The sequence below is a fragment of the Pseudomonas jessenii genome (genome assembly GCF_002236115.1).
GTDB lineage: Bacteria > Pseudomonadota > Gammaproteobacteria > Pseudomonadales > Pseudomonadaceae > Aquipseudomonas > Aquipseudomonas jessenii.
In genome coordinates this window covers 57,065-71,945 of record NZ_NIWT01000005.1, presented here as the reverse complement: position 1 = coordinate 71,945, position 14,881 = coordinate 57,065, and the positions used below count along the sequence as shown (strand labels likewise).

General features: G+C 60.0%; 10 protein-coding genes and 1 tRNA gene. 2 read left to right on the top strand and 9 right to left on the bottom strand.

The annotated features are described in order from the left end of the window. Nucleotides 1-69: 69 nt before the first annotated feature. The 4 genes from pqqF to PSJE_RS17075 all read right to left on the bottom strand — a co-directional run bounded on the left by pqqF (nucleotide 70) and on the right by PSJE_RS17075 (nucleotide 5,711). Nucleotides 70-2,499 (bottom strand): pyrroloquinoline quinone biosynthesis protein PqqF, encoded by a 2,430-nt coding sequence (gene pqqF, locus PSJE_RS17090; protein WP_090451764.1) that lies wholly within the window; start codon nucleotides 2,497-2,499, stop codon nucleotides 70-72. Nucleotides 2,500-2,537: 38 nt separating this feature from the next. Then, nucleotides 2,538-3,332 (bottom strand): carbon-nitrogen hydrolase family protein, encoded by a 795-nt coding sequence (locus PSJE_RS17085; protein ID WP_057713045.1) that lies wholly within the window; start codon nucleotides 3,330-3,332, stop codon nucleotides 2,538-2,540. Nucleotides 3,333-3,344: 12 nt separating this feature from the next. Continuing rightward, on the bottom strand, nucleotides 3,345-5,027 hold the full coding sequence (locus PSJE_RS17080; RefSeq protein WP_057713046.1) for a flavin monoamine oxidase family protein: 1,683 nt from the start codon (nucleotides 5,025-5,027) through the stop codon (nucleotides 3,345-3,347). 222 nt (nucleotides 5,028-5,249) lie between these two features. Further along, nucleotides 5,250-5,711: an Lrp/AsnC family transcriptional regulator gene (locus tag PSJE_RS17075; RefSeq protein ID WP_046039454.1), complete on the bottom strand. Its 462-nt coding sequence runs from the start codon at nucleotides 5,709-5,711 to the stop codon at nucleotides 5,250-5,252. Between the two features lie 185 nt (nucleotides 5,712-5,896). On the opposite strand from PSJE_RS17075, the gene PSJE_RS17070 reads away from it, so the two are divergent. Together PSJE_RS17070 and PSJE_RS17060 are read left to right on the top strand one after the other, a co-directional pair. Beyond that, nucleotides 5,897-8,251 carry a glucose/quinate/shikimate family membrane-bound PQQ-dependent dehydrogenase gene (locus tag PSJE_RS17070; protein ID WP_090451762.1) on the top strand — a complete coding sequence of 785 codons (2,355 nt, stop codon included), beginning with the start codon at nucleotides 5,897-5,899 and terminating at the stop codon, nucleotides 8,249-8,251. 181 nt (nucleotides 8,252-8,432) lie between these two features. Then, nucleotides 8,433-9,113 carry a zinc metalloprotease gene (locus PSJE_RS17060; RefSeq protein WP_090457706.1) on the top strand — a complete coding sequence of 227 codons (681 nt, stop codon included), beginning with the start codon at nucleotides 8,433-8,435 and terminating at the stop codon, nucleotides 9,111-9,113. Between the two features lie 15 nt (nucleotides 9,114-9,128). Here PSJE_RS17060 and PSJE_RS17055 read toward each other — a convergent pair whose 3' ends face one another. From PSJE_RS17055 to PSJE_RS17035, 5 genes are all read right to left on the bottom strand, one after another. Beyond that, entirely contained in the window at nucleotides 9,129-9,557 is a 429-nt protein-coding gene (locus PSJE_RS17055) for a hypothetical protein (RefSeq protein WP_090451760.1), read from the bottom strand. Further along, complete coding sequence (locus PSJE_RS17050) at nucleotides 9,547-10,149, bottom strand: nucleotidyltransferase domain-containing protein (protein ID WP_057713049.1); 603 nt, start codon at nucleotides 10,147-10,149, stop codon at nucleotides 9,547-9,549. Before PSJE_RS17050 ends, PSJE_RS17055 begins: the two co-directional genes overlap by 11 nt. 68 nt (nucleotides 10,150-10,217) lie before the next feature. Continuing rightward, a complete protein-coding gene (locus tag PSJE_RS17045) occupies nucleotides 10,218-10,538 on the bottom strand; it encodes a DUF3077 domain-containing protein (protein WP_090451758.1) in 321 nt (106 codons plus the stop codon). Nucleotides 10,539-10,935: 397 nt separating this feature from the next. After that, nucleotides 10,936-11,012, bottom strand: a tRNA-Ile gene (locus PSJE_RS17040). Nucleotides 11,013-11,027: 15 nt separating this feature from the next. Beyond that, complete coding sequence (locus tag PSJE_RS17035) at nucleotides 11,028-14,774, bottom strand: bifunctional diguanylate cyclase/phosphodiesterase (protein ID WP_090451756.1); 3,747 nt, start codon at nucleotides 14,772-14,774, stop codon at nucleotides 11,028-11,030. Nucleotides 14,775-14,881 lie beyond the last annotated feature (107 nt).

Genomic DNA, 14,881 nt, shown 5'->3' with positions numbered 1-14,881 from the left:
ATGTTACTCAAAATTTCAAAGAAATTGCCCGTGAAACTTTGAGAAAGCTCCTTGCAGCCCCGGTAATGATCATTTTGCCGCTTGCCATGGCGCGCCTGGGGTAACGCTGTTGGCAAGGCACAGCCAGCCGCCTTCGGCCTGATTCAGGCGTTGGGCCGCAGCCAGTAGACCGGTCCGGTCAATGTGCACAATCGCCTCGGGCAAGTGCGTCAGATAATCCGACGAGCGGCCGGCCAGTTTGCTTTGCCAGAGCAATTCGGCCGCTTGAGCCGTGGTGAGCGCAGCGCTGCAAAACTGATCCGCCAGGGCCTGGCGTTGAGCATTGAAGGTGGTGTCGTCGAGTGCGTTGATCAGTTCCGGCAATCGATTCAGGAATTGCTCGATGTGTTGCAGCAGCTCCACAGGTGCAACGCTTGGCGATTGCACGCCGAACAGCATCCCGGTTTGCCCGTGAATCTGCCGCAGGGCGCTGAACACCGCATAGCCGAGTTGCAACTCCACCCGCAGGCGTTGGTAAAACGGTGTCTGGCAGACATGCGCGAGCAAACGCCACTCGGCTTCGTCGGCCATTTCCTGGGTGGCTGCAGGACAGAACAGCAGCAACGCGTGCTCGCTGGAGGCGGTATCGACAGTGCTCCACAGATGCCGAGCAAGGATCGAAGAGGGCGGCGTCAGTTGATTGTCCGGCGTGCCGGGTATGCGGCTCAAGGCCAGGCCCATGGCCGCTTGTGTCTGAGCCGATAACCCGATGGCCAGCCCATCCCATCGCGCACTCGACCAGAGTGGCTGCACGTCATCCGAGTTCGCGGACTGCCCGAGGCAGTATTCGGGTAATGCGTTGAGCAGTTGTCGAATCGGTATTGGCGCAACGCTCGTCGATTCGGCTTGTGAGACAGCGGCGTCAGGTTTTGTCAGTTCTTTCAGCACATGCTCCAGGACGCTGGGCATCGGCTCCTGTAGCCCGTTCAGTTTGAGCAGCCATTCGTTGCCCGATGCACTGAAGGAAAATTCCACACCGGCCTGGTGCGCGTCTTCGCGCAACGGTTGCAGGTGGTTTTCCAGCCGTGATTGAAGGTGGCTACCGGGAGCCGAGTCCAGACGCCAGCGCAGATAAATCGCGCCTTCAGCACCGTTGTCCGGCCATGCCTGGCTGAATTGCATCGGCGAACGTTCACGACGGCTGCGCGAACGGTCCTGGGCAAAAGTGCGCAGGCCTCGGTGGGCGCTGGTCTGGCCGCGAATCAATCCGGCGTTGGCTGCCGGTGCTTCGGAGCACAAGAACGGGTTGGGTGCCGGCAATTGCCATGGGCCGCTGAAGTTATCCACAGCGCCGATTTGTTGAAGGATTTGCTTGAGGGCGGTAACACCCGGCTCGGATAACCCGACTTCGCGTTGTTCGCTGTCCAGTCGGGCCAGTTGCAAGGCGCCGCTGACTTGCTGCTGGCGCTGGAGCAGGGTGGCGTACTCTTCGCGCAATCGGCTCCAGTCTTGCGCGGCAAAGAAACCGAGCCAGTCCATCAAGTATTCGTGGATGCCTGAAGCCGGGTCTGCGGTGGGCAGGGTGAATTCGATATGCAGCAAGGCTTGCCCGGCGAACTGGTACAGCGGCTGGGCTTTGAGGTGATCGGCCAGCCCGCGCTCGCGCAGGTCCGCCATTAAGCCGTCGGGTTTTGCCAGGTTCAGCCAGTGGCACAGGAACGCCAACGCATCGGCAGAGAAATCGGGCAGCACTTCAAGGGCAAACAGCAGATCCAGGCGTCGCTCGCCAGCCTGTTGATAACTGTTGGTTGAGGCGTCCATCAGCGGTACTGGGGGCTGTTGAGTGGCTGTCTGGCCTTTGGCAATGACACTGCCAAAGGCTTCGGCCATTGCCTTCAACTCAACGAGGCTCTGTGGCCCGGCCAGGCTCAAGGTCATTTGCCCGGTCTGGTAAAACCGCTGATAAAAATCCTGCAGCGCCTGCTGAAACTCGGGTTGTTGCAGTGGCAGACTGTCGCGATTGCCGGCATGAAAACCCCGTAGTGGATGAGCCTCGGCCAGGCCATTGAACAGCGCAAATTGCTGCTGCGCCTTGGCATCCTGCGACCAGGCGACAAACTCTGCCTGCAGCACTTCCCGTTCCCGCTGCTGGTCGTCCGGATTCATACGTGGATGGGCGAGCATGTCTGACAGACGCTCCAGCCCACCGGCAAACGCCTGGGGTGGCAGTTCGAAAAAGTAGTCCGTGGTGCGTTCGCTGGTCCGTGCGTTTACCTGGCCGCCATGACTCTGGACGTAGGCCATCAACCCTTGCCCGGCGGGAAAACGCTCAGTGCCCAGAAACAGCAGATGCTCAAGAAAATGCGCCAGGCCGGGCCACGCCAGCGGCACATCATGGCTGCCCGCGGCCACCCGCAACGCTGCTGCGCAACGCTTCAAATTCGGGGCATGACGCAGCGTCACCTGCAGGCCATTGGCCAGGGTTTCAGTGTGGGGGCGAGGGTGATTCAGCGCGGGCATGGGCACTTCCAGAACAGTGAAGTGCCAATGCTAGCGGATTAGGACTTGTTCAGCTCGCCGTAAAGCTCGGGGCGGCGATCGAGGAGGTAGCGATTGGCGGCGCGGGAATCGACCATCAACTGTCGATCCAGCTCACCGACAATCAGCGATTCATCCAGTCCCGCCTGAGCGATGCGGCTGCCATCCGGCGCAGCGATGCTGCTCTGGCCGCAGTAGTGGATGTCGCCTTCGTGCCCACAGTAATTGGCATAAGCCACGTAGCACTGGTTTTCGAAGGCGCGGGCGCGCACGGTGACATCGGCGACGAAATCGAACGGAATCATGTTCGCAGTCGGCACCAGGATCAGCTCGGCACCGGCCAGGGCCAGGCGTCGGGCGTTCTCCGGAAATTCCAGGTCGTAGCAGATTAAGAAACCGAGCTTCCAGCCGTTGAGCTCAACGATGGGAAACTCGTCGGAACCTGCGCTGAACATCGAGTGATCCAGATCGCCGAACAGATGGGTTTTGCGGTAGTTGCAGACGCGCTCGCCGTCAGAGTCGATCAACTGCACGGCGTTGTAGATCTGTCCGTCCTCGGTGCGCTCGGGATAGCCATACAAAATGGCGATCCCGGCAGCCTTGGCAATGCGCGCAACCTGCTGCGCCGACTCACCGTTGTACACCTCCGCCAGCACGCTGACGGCATCGACGCCGATGTTGTAGCCAGTCAGGAACATCTCCGGCAGCACCAGCAGATCGGCGCCTTTTGCCTCCAGCGCAAGCTGCTGCAAGCGTTGCAGGTTGCCGGCGACATCCAGGGGCAGCGGCGGACATTGGTAAAGGGCTACGCGCATTTCGGATTCCTCTTACTCGGGCAGGGCGATCGGTCCGATCTCGTTGAACACATCTCCTGGACCCGGATTCTCGGCGTGAGTTGCACCGCCGAAGTGTTTCATGATGCCCCACACCGCGTTGAGCGAGGTCTGTACCGCGCCCTCAACCCAGGCCGGCGTCCACGAAACGTCGTCGCCAGCGATGAAGATGCCGCGCTGTTCGGCTGGCATGTCGTCTTGCATGAAGTGGGCGTACATGCGTTGGTTGTAGCGGTAGTGGCCGGGCAGGGCGCCTTTGAACGCGCCGAGGAAATGCGGGTCGGCTTCCCACGAAACGGTGATCGGGTCGCCGATGATCCGCGCGGCGATGTCGACTTTCGGGTAGATCTTTTTCAGTGCATCCAGCGCCAGTTTCACGCGTTTTTCCACCGGTTGGGGCAGCATTTTCAGCGCGTCGCTCATCCACGAGTACGACAGGCAGATCACCCCCGGCTTGTCGTCGCCGTTGTCGAACAGATAAGTGCCACGGGTCAAACGGTCGGTGAGGGTCATGCTCATCAGGTCGCGGCCGGTTTCCGGATCCTTGTCCTTCCAGAACGGGCGGTCGACCATCACGAAAGTCTTCGACGACTGCATGTAGCGGGTGCGGTCCAAAGCCATCCACATTTTTTGCGAGAACAGGGTTTCGTCGCATTCGATCTGGGTGGTCAGCAGCCAGCTCTGGCAGGTGGTCAGCACCGCGGCGTACTCGCGGGTGTCGCCCCAGTTGTCGGTGACGGCGAAACGGCCGCCCGGCGCGTGGGCAATCTTCTTCACGCCGGTACGCGGTGCGCCGTTGTGCAGTGAACTGAGGCTGGTGCCGGCCGGCCAATGCGCGCAACGCTCCGGCACATGGCGCCAGATGCCTTGTGGTACCTGTTCCACACCGCCGACCACTAGGTGCTGGTGATCGTCGCAGTTGGTCATCACCACGCGGAAGATTTCCAGCATCGAGTTCGGGAAGTCCGAATCCCAGCCGCCGGTGCCGAAACCGACTTGGCCGAACACTTCACGGTGATGGAACGAGAGCTTGGCGAAGGCCTTGGACGTGGCGACGAAGTCGTAGAAGGTGCGGTCGTCCCACAGCGGCACCAGGGTGTTCCACAGTTCCTTGAGTCGCGGTACGTCGCGGTCGCGAATGGCTTGCTGGATATCGGAGAACTGCGAGCCGGCTTCCAGGGCATCGGCCCAAGCGTCAGCCACTTCCTGGAACAGTGCAGGAAGGTCCGACAGCTTCTGTGCGTAATGGGTCTGACCTTCGAGGTCGATCACCGTGCTGCCCGACGCGGGCGTTAGCGGGTTGGGGAAAGGTTTGGTTTCCAGACCCAGTTTGTCGACGTAGTGATAGAACGCGGTTGACGACACCGGGAAGCGCATCCCGCCCAGTTCGGCAACGATGCCTTCGGCGCCATTGAATGCCTGGGAGCGCAGACGGCCACCCATTTTCGAAGCTTCGTAGACGACCGGTTTCAGGCCCAGCTTCATCAACTCATACGCCGCCACCAGGCCGGCGATCCCGCCGCCGACAATCGCCACTTCGGCACCGTGATTGTGCTCGGGAATACTGCCCAGCCCGGCCGGGTGTTCGATCCAGTCGTCGAAGGCGAAAGGAAAGTCCGGGCCGAAAATGGTGACTGGTTTCTTACCGTCTGCAGGATGGCGATTGTTCTTGTTCATGGCTGACCTTGCTGGCGACCCGACGCGGAATGCGCATCTGAGTATAGGAAAAGATGCCAGCCATTCTAGAGAGCACAGAACACGTTAATAAGACGCAAAGTGTCGTCATTTTGCTATTAGTTTGATCAGTATGACGATCTATCAATGCACACTGACCACTGTGGGAGCGGGCTTGCCCGCGAAGAGGCCAGCTCTGGCACCCAAAAAACTACAGGCAGAAACTCAAACCGGCTGCCCCCGATCAATCTTGCTGCTCAAGATGATCGAAGTCGTGGTCTTCTCCACCCCATCCACACTGCCAATCTGGTCCAGCAACTGATCCAGCTGCTCCGGCGAATCGGTGCGCAACCACGCCACATAATCAAATTCGCCACTCACCGCACACAACTGCTGCACCTGCGCCATCGCGCTCAGGCGCCGCAGCACCTCCTTGCCGGAGCGTGGTTGCACGGTGATCCCCACATACGCCTGCAACCCGCCATCCACCACCCGCTGCCCGAGGCGCACGCCGTAGCCGGTGATCACCTTGGCCTTTTCCAGCCGCGCCAGGCGCGAAGTCACAGTGGTGCGGGCAATGCCCAATTGCCGGGCGAGCATGGCCACGCTCTCGCGGGCGTTGATCTGCAGGGCGGCAATCAGTTGGCGGTCGATTTCATCGAGAACAGGCGTGCGAGTGTCAGGCAAAGGGTTATCTCCAGCGGCATGGATCAGTGCGCAAGCATGTTACAGGCAGTTTCTGCAGGACGCTCGCGACGGAGATTTGATCTAGCCTCAATACCGTTCATGACATTTTTGCCTGCGACAAATTGCCATAAGTAACTAGGTAGTACATTATTCCGACCTTGTCACAACTGGGGAAAAATTCCGACATGAACAATTCTGGGGCTGCCGCCGGCAGTAAATGGTTGCTGGCGGGGCTGGGTGTGCTGATTGCACTGATCGGGCTTGGCCTGGCCGGTGGCGGTGGCTATCTGATCGCGCTGGGTGGCAGTTGGTATTTCCTGCTGATGGGGCTGGCGATGCTGGCGTCCGGGTTGATGATTGCCCGGCGCAAGCCGCTCGGCGCCTGGCTGTATGGTGTGGCGTTGGTCCTCACTGCGATTTGGGCCGTTTGGGATGCGGGCCTTGAATACTGGCCGCTGGTCTCACGGATACTGACCTTTGCCGTGATCGGTCTGGTTGTGGCGCTGATCTATCCGACCCTGGTCCGTGCTTCGGGCGCGACCGGCGGGCGTGGCGCTTATGGTCTGGCTGGCATTTTGGGTGTCGCAGTCGTTGCGACGATGGCCTACATGTTCGTGCCGACCCACGTGGTCAAGGCCACCACCGAACCCGCGGTAACGCCGGTCACTCCGGGCACCGAACAGAAAGACTGGGCGCACTGGGGCAACACTACCGCCGGTAATCGCTTTGCGGCCCTGGACCAGATCAACAAGGGCAACATCGACAAATTGCAGGTCGCCTGGACCTTCCGCACCGGCGATATTCCGCAAAGCACCGGTGCCGGCGCCGAAGACCAGAACACTCCACTGCAAATCGGTGACACCGTCTACACCTGCACCGCCTACGGCAAAGTCTTCGCCCTGGATGCCGACACCGGCGCCCAGCGCTGGAAGTTCGACCCGCAAGGCACCGCGCCCAACTGGCAGCGTTGCCGTGGCCTGGGCTACTCCGAAACCCCGGTGTCTTCGGACAATCAGCCAACCGCCTGTACGAAGCGTCTGTTTCTGCCGACCGGCGACGCGCGTCTGATCGCCATCAACGCCGACACCGGCAAGCCCTGCGAAGAGTTCGGCAACAAAGGCACCGTTGACCTGACCACTGACATGGGCGAAGTAAAGCCCGGTTACTACCAACAAACCTCGACCCCATTGGTCGCTGGGGACGTGGTGATCGTCGGTGGTCGCGTGGCCGATAACTACTCCACCGGCGAACCGCCGGGCGTGGTGCGTGCCTACGACGTGCGCAGTGGTGAACTGGTATGGGCATGGGACCCGGGCAACCCGAACACCACCAAACGCCCACCTGCTGGCGAGACCTACACCCGTGGCACGCCGAACGTGTGGTCGGCCATGTCCTACGACGCCAAGCTCGGTCTGGTGTACCTGCCGACTGGCAACGCGACGCCAGACTTCTTCGGCGGCCAACGTACCGAGTTCGACGACAAGTGGAGCTCGTCCATCGTCGCTATCGATGTGAAGACCGGCCAGGTACGCTGGCACTTCCAGACCACTCACCACGACCTGTGGGACTTCGACCTGCCGGCACAGCCACTGCTGTACGACGTGCCGGACGACAAGGGCGGCACCCAGCCAGCCCTGGCGCAAGTCACCAAGCAGGGCGAAATCTTCCTGCTAAACCGCGAAACCGGCGTGCCTATCGCCCGCGTCGAAGAGCGCCCGGTGCCGCAAGGCAAGGTTCCCGGCGAACGCTACTCGCCAACCCAGCCGTTCTCGGTGGACATGCCATCAATAGGCAACAAGACCCTGACCGAATCCGACATGTGGGGCGCCACGCCGTTCGACCAGTTGATGTGCCGCATCCAGTTCAAAGGCATGCGCCACGAAGGCGTCTACACCCCGCCGGGCATGGACCGCGCCCTGCAATTCCCGGGTTCGTTGGGCGGCATGAACTGGGGCAGCGTCTCGGTCGATCCGAACACGAACTACATGTTCGTCAACGACATGCGCCTGGGCCTGGCCAACTACATGATCCCGCGCGACAAGATCGGCGCCGGGGCCAGTGGAATTGAAATGGGCGTGGTACCGCAGGAAGGCACACCGTTCGGCGCCATGCGCGAGCGCTTCCTCTCGGCGGTCGGCATTCCGTGCCAGAAACCACCGTTCGGCACCATGTCGGCCATCGACCTCAAGACCCACAAGCTGATGTGGCAAGTCCCGGTCGGCACCGTGCAAGACACCGGCCCGCTGGGCATCCGCATGCACCTGCCGATCCCGATCGGCATGCCGACCCTCGGCGCATCGCTGGCCACCCAGTCGGGCCTGCTGTTCTTCGCTGGCACACAGGACTTCTACCTGCGCGCCTTCGACACCGGCAACGGCAACGAAATCTGGAAATCGCGTTTGCCAGTGGGCAGCCAGTCCGGGCCGATGACTTACGTATCGCCGAAAACCGGCAAGCAGTACATCCTGCTGACGGTGGGTGGTGCGCGGCAGTCGACCGATCGTGGGGATTATGTGATTGCCTATGCTTTGCCCAAATAAGGTGATGTAGGAGCGAGCTCGCTCGCGAAGGTCGTGAACGATAACGCGTGCTGTCTGAATGGGCGCGGTGCTTTCAAGTCCATCGCGAGCAGGCTCGCTCCCACATTGCGCGGGGCATCAGGATGGACAGCGACCGTCACTCGTAGTCGAATGCGAGAACGAAGGTTCCGAGGCAATGGATATGACGAGGAAGATGCCCCCCGCAGTACGCGATCATGCCCTGCAGATCGCCCATCACGAAATGGGCCACTACGTCGTGGCCCGCGCCCTGGGGTTTGAAACGGGCGGCGTGACCCTGACGGTGACTATGGATCTGCGGCACCAGGGAGGGGCCTGCATTACGCTGGTGCGCCCGATTTCGTCGATGGAAGCCATGAAGGAGCATCTGGAAGCCCGGATGATGGTGCTCCTGGCTGGCGCAATGGCGCAGACACTCCCTTCAAAAACTTCAGCCGCCAAACGCGTCGATAAGCTGAAAGCCACAGCCATCCTCAAAGGCGGGCAGGGGGCGGAACAAGACTACGCAAAAATCAGGGAGCTTCAGCATCTGCTGCGCAATATCACTTGCCCCGATACCGATCCTGCGTCGTCTGAGCAGATAGCGGCGGAGCTTAAAGCGATGACAGATCGGGTTTGGATTCGGACTCAAGGAATTATCGAAGATCAGGCCGGGACGATTGCCGAATTGGCGGCGACATTGGTCGACGGCATGGTGCTCGTTGAGCAATGGGGGCGGGGGGCGGATACGTATGAGGTTGTGTACACCGGGCTGATGCTGGAACGGTTGCGGGCGGTGCAGGCCATCCCTTCGTTACGTGTTTGGACTGACAGTTGCAGTGATGCCGTTCAGTATTGGAAATAACGAAGAGCTGAAGTGTTACTTGCTATCAAACATTGCGTCTTGCACCCGTAGCAACAGTGCATCAGTCGCCCCTAGTAGCTCAGCCAGAAGGGTTTCGTCTACATCCATATAACCTTCGTACTCAGCCAGATTGCGGCGCTCGTGACAAAGCGCAAACAGGCGTACCTGGATTTTGTTCAGACCGAGAGTATGTACAAGGCATTGAAACACCAGATAACGGCGGTCAGAGCGAAAACCCTGTAGACGCATGGCCGTCAGTGCCAGGGCATGTGCAGCGTTGTAGGCGAGGTCGAAGCGACTGGCGAAGGACAGGGCCGAACTGTGAGCATCCTTCAAGCGGTCCGTGGCCGATCTCAGCAGCCCTTTACATTCCTTGCGATCTGGCGGTTCGGCTTTGAGGCCGCCGCTACGCACCAGGTTTTCCAGATTTTCGTTACTGCCCATCGGCTACCTCTGCTGGATTGTGGCCAATCAAATCAATTTTGTCCTGTTGTTCAACCCGCACTACAAAGCTGTTGCCGGCCGCCTTCTTGGTTTGCCAGTCGACCAGTGTGTAGAGCGTTGGGTTAATGGTGCGGCCAAGCTGTTCCTCTACGGGCAGTACCCGTTCCATCAAGTCGCTGTAACTGAGATTTTCACCAATCAGCATCAGGTCAATGTCACTGCCTGCGTGCTCGTTACCCTTGGCAATGGAGCCATAGATGAACGCCCATACCAACTGATCATTCAGCGGAGTCAAGGCCGCACGCAGCTGCTCTGCAATGCCAAAAGTCTTACGCACAATCCCAAGCAGTTCTGCATAGATGGGGCACTCAGGGTTGGCTTGGTAGTGCGTCTGATTACCCCGTCGACTCATGGTGAGAATGCCTGCGCTATGCAGACGCTCCAGCTCACGCATCAGGCTGCCCTTGCCGACCTGTGCCCAGCGGGATATTTCATTGGCATAGAAGCTCTGATCCGGTTTGCCATACAACATGCCCAGCACTTTTTGCTGGGTGGCAGTAAAGAGAGCATCGCTTAGCGGGATGGCAGGCATGGTCGGTTCTATAAGTCCCAAAAAGGGAACGATAGGTCCCTTTTTGGGAATTATCAACTTTGCCGTGATTATGTGTTTTTCGATGGGGCTGCTTCCTTTCTCATTTGAACAGGCCGGCGCGTCAGCACCTTTACCACATCATCAATCACCGCTTTGCTCATCGTCGTCAGGTAATGCGCGGCCCAGGCGTGGCGGTCGGAGTCTTGGGAGTAGGCGGCGTCCACGATGAGGGACTTGGCGAGGAACAGCAGGTCGGAGGCTTGGGCCAGAGCGTCGGCGATGGGGACGTTGCGGCAGACGTGGAACAGAGGTTGATCCGAGAGGTACAGGAAGGGTGTGAAGCCGGCGGTTTTCAGGTCTGAGGGTGCGGGTGAATCTGCTTCAGTCATGGTTTTACTCCTGGGTTCTAGGAGCCGCCACAATCGTTTCCAAGCGAATGGGTGACGGCTGTACGCAGGTTGGAAAACCGGGAACCTAGGAACCGGCACGCCCGAAGGCGTCCCACGCACAGCCGTCATAACTCAGGATCACACAATACAAGCAATCGTGATGAGGGCGCTGTTGCGGCTAGAGTTCGGCGGGTTTCCAAGCCCGATCGCTGAATGGTCAGCGACGTCCGGAGACTATCCCGTCGAAGAAAAGGGCAACAAGGCGGCAAAGTGCCCAAATAGAAGATTCGGAGTTTGCCTACAAGGTCTGCGGGCGTCATCCGATAAAGCGAGAGCTTAAGTAAACAAAACTAAACGCCAGGCACGAAAAAGCCGCGCATTGCGCGGCTTTCTTGTTTGGTGGGCCCACACGGACTTGAACCGTGGACCAAAGGATTATGAGTCCTCTGCTCTAACCAACTGAGCTATAGGCCCTCAGTAGGTCGCGGATTATAGCGACGGTTTTGCGACTGTGCTATCCGAAAAAGCCTTTACTGCTGTACGAAGAAACGTTGCGGCAAATTCGTCGGGGGGTAGGGGCAGGCTGACGATGTAGCCCTGGATTTGTTCACAGCCTTCGGCGGCGAGGAATTGCTGTTGCGCGTGGGTCTCGACCCCTTCGGCAATCACGGTGAACTGCATGCTGCGTCCGAGGGCGATGATGGCGCGGACGATCGCCGCGTCGTGGGGATCGTCCGGCAGGCCGCGGACGAAGGACTGGTCGATCTTGAGGATGTCCAGCGGCAGGCGCTTGAGGTAACTCAAGGACGAGTAGCCGGTGCCGAAGTCATCGATGGCCAGTTGCACGCCCAGTTGTTTGAGTTGATGCAATACCGCCAGCGCTTCTTCGGCCTGGCTCATGATGAAGTTTTCGGTGATTTCCAGTTGCAGGAAACCGGGGTTGAGACCGTTGTCCTTGAGCAACTGTTCGATGCGACCCAGCAGGTTGGGTTGGCGTAGTTGGGCACCGGCCAGGTTGACCGACAGCGGGCCGGGATTTTCGTACAGCCGGTGCCATTCGGCCATCTGCCGGCAGGCGGTTTCCAGGACCCAGTCGCCGATTTGCAGGATCATGCCGTTTTCTTCAGCCAGCGGGATGAAGTGTTCCCGGGGCACGTCGCCAAAGGTCGGATGGTTCCAGCGGATCAGGGCTTCGGCGCCGACCAGGCTGTAGTCTTCGAGGCTGATTTTCGGTTGGTAGCACAGGCGCAACTCGTTGCGCTCGATGGCACGGCGCAGTTCGTGTTCCAGCGCCACGCGTTCGCTGGCCTGGGCGGTGAGGTCGCGGGTGTAGCTTTCGACACGGTTGCGGCCCTTGGCCTTGGAGCGGTACATCGCGGCGTCGGCGTTCTTGATCAGTGTGGCAACGTCGCAGCCATCCTTCGGATAGAGGCTGGTGCCGATGCTGGCGCTGATGAAAAACTCGTGTTCACCGGCCTGGAACGGCGCGGCGAAACAGTTGAGCAGTTTGGTGGCGATGTGGTCGGCATCGCTGGATTGTTGCAGGCCTGGCAGCAGGATAATGAATTCGTCACCCCCCAGGCGCGCCACGGTGTCGATGTCACGCAACTGTTCCTTGAGGCGCACGGCAATGCCCTTGAGCAGCAGGTCGCCGACCGGGTGGCCGAGGCTGTCGTTGATGTGCTTGAAGCGGTCGAGGTCGAGGAACAGCACCGCGCCCTGGCCGCCGTTTTCCTGCTGGCTGTTGAGCGCCGTCAGCAGACGGCTTTCGAACAGCGTGCGGTTCGGCAGGCCGGTCAGCGGGTCGTGGTGTGCCTGGTAGTCGAGTTTGGCCTGGGCGTGCTTGAGGCTGGAAATGTCGGCGAACACCGCGACAAAGTGGGTGATGAAGTTCTCCCGGTTGCGCACGGCACTGATGGTCAGCCAGCTTGGATACAGCTCGCCATTCTTGCGTCGGTTGGAAATCTCGCCTTGCCAGTGGCCTTCGGCGGTCAATTGATGCCACATGGCCGCGTAGAACGCGCTGTCATGCAGGCCCGAGGCGAGCAGGCGTGGCGTGTGGCCCAGGGCTTCGCTTTCGCTGTAACCGGTGATTTCGGTGAAAGCACGGTTGACCGCGCTGATGTGCTGTTGGGTATCGGTGATCAACACGCCTTCGGCGGTGCTTTCGAACACGGTGGCGGCCTGTTGCAGTTTTTCCTGCATCAGGTGCCGCTCGGTGATGTCCCGGGCGATGGTCAGCATGCAGTCGTCATCGCCAATCGGCAGTGGACGGCTGGATACTTCACAGAGTCGGATCTGCCCGTCGCTGCGGCGGATATGGCAACTGAAGTCGCGGACAAAACCATCGCGGCGCAGCAGATCGAGCATTTGCTTGCGTTCATTGAGGTTGACCCAGATCCCCAGGTCCAGCGCCGAACGATCCACCGACATGGCGCTGTTGAACCCGGTGATGCGGCTAAAACCGTCGTTGACCTCCAACAGCAAGCCATCGCTTTGCCGTGACAGCAGCAAACCGTCGGGGGAGGCGTGGAAGGCCTTGGCGAACTTTTCTTCGGATGTTTGCAGCTGTTGCTGGGTTTCCTTGAGTTGGGTGATGTCCCGCACCACAACCACCAGCGCCGGTGTCATGTCGAGGTCGAACGGTTCGGCGGAGATCAGGCCGGTAAACACCTGGCCGTTGCTGCGGCGAAAGGGCATTTCCAGGTTGCGGATGCTGCCGGCCTGCAAGCGTTGCAGCAGTCCCGGCCCGACACCGGGAATCCCCCAGATGTTCAGGTTGGTGGCGGTCTGGCCAATGACGTCCTCAGCCTTGAGGCCGATTTGCTCCTCGAACGCTTCGTTGACCTCCAGCAGGCAACCGTCGCTCAGGCGCGCGATCACCAGAATGTCCGGGCATTGCTGGAACACGGAGGCAAATTTCTGTTCCGACAGGCGCAGTGCTTCTTCAGTGCGCTTGGCGTCGGTGATATCGATCATCAAACCGCGCAGCACCGGCTCATGCCCGTGCTCGATCAGGCTGACGATATCTCGCACCCACAGGCAGCGGCCGTCGGCGGTGATCACCCGGTAATCGAGGCGGTGATCGCGCCCGGCCAGTACTTCGTGATCGCAGAAGGTCTGGGCGCGGGTCAGGTCGGCAGGGTGAATGATGTTGCGCCAGAAGCCTGGAATCAGCCAATGGGACAGGGGATAACCGAGAAGGTCTTCGGCGTGGGGCGATACATAGCTGTAGGTGAAGTCCGTGACTTTTGCTTCCCAGGCGATGGCCGACAGGCTCTCCACCAGGCCGCGATAGTGGTATTCGCTGCTGCGCAGTTCCTGTTCAAGGTCGACCCGGCGGGCGATTTCCGAGCTCAAGCGGCGGTTGATGCGGATAACCACCGCCAGCACGGTAGTCAGCAGCAGCAATCCGGGCAGGCCGTACACCAGCAAGTCACTCCAGAAAGTTCGATGATCGAGGACGTTACCGACCCAATGCTCCTGAATGGCGCTGATTTCAGCCGGGCTCATGTCCGCCAGGACTTTGTCGAGAATGCCGACCAGCATCTTGTTGTTGCGGGGTACACCCATGGCCAGTTGATAGCGATAGGGCGTTTCACCGCTGACATACAACCCATCGAGCTTGAGTTGGCGCAGGCTCCAGACGCTGGAAGCCAGATCGCCTACCACTGCGTCTACTTCGTCGATGGCCAGCGCCTGCAGCGCCGAACTGACGTTGGGCATCGCCACAAGGTTCAAGTCAGGATGGTGGGTACGCAGCAGTTCGTGGGGGGCGTAGTTTTCCACCACGGCGATTTTCAGGCCGTACAGGTCTTTCAGGTTATGTGGCTGAGGACCCCCGACATGGGCCAGGATGACAATCGGAAAATCCAGATAGGGGCGGGTGAACGACAGGTAATTCTGGCGTTCCGGGGTCGACATGATGCCCGGCAGCAGGTCCAGCTTGCCCTTCTTGGCCTGTTCCAGGACGGCGGTCCAGCTCACCGGCTCGATGGGCGTGAGCCGGGTTGCCAGCCTTTTGCGGATGACCTCAATGTAATCCGCGGCAAGGCCCTGGTAGCGGCCCTCATCGTCACGAAACTCGAAGGGCGGCCATGACGCATCGACACCCAGGCGCAATTCCGGGTGAGCCGCCAGCCAGCTACGTTCTTCGTCAGTGAGAGTCAGCGCGCCTGCCGTTGCGGTCCAGGTCATCAGCGACAGCAAAAAAAGCACGGTCGGCAGTCTGGGCATAACGGTCTCGTTATGGCTCGGGGGAATGTTTCGAGTGTAGACGGCTACAGGGCGGAGGGGGGAAGCAGGGGGATTTAATCTGTACAAAGCAAAACCCCCGGCCTGGG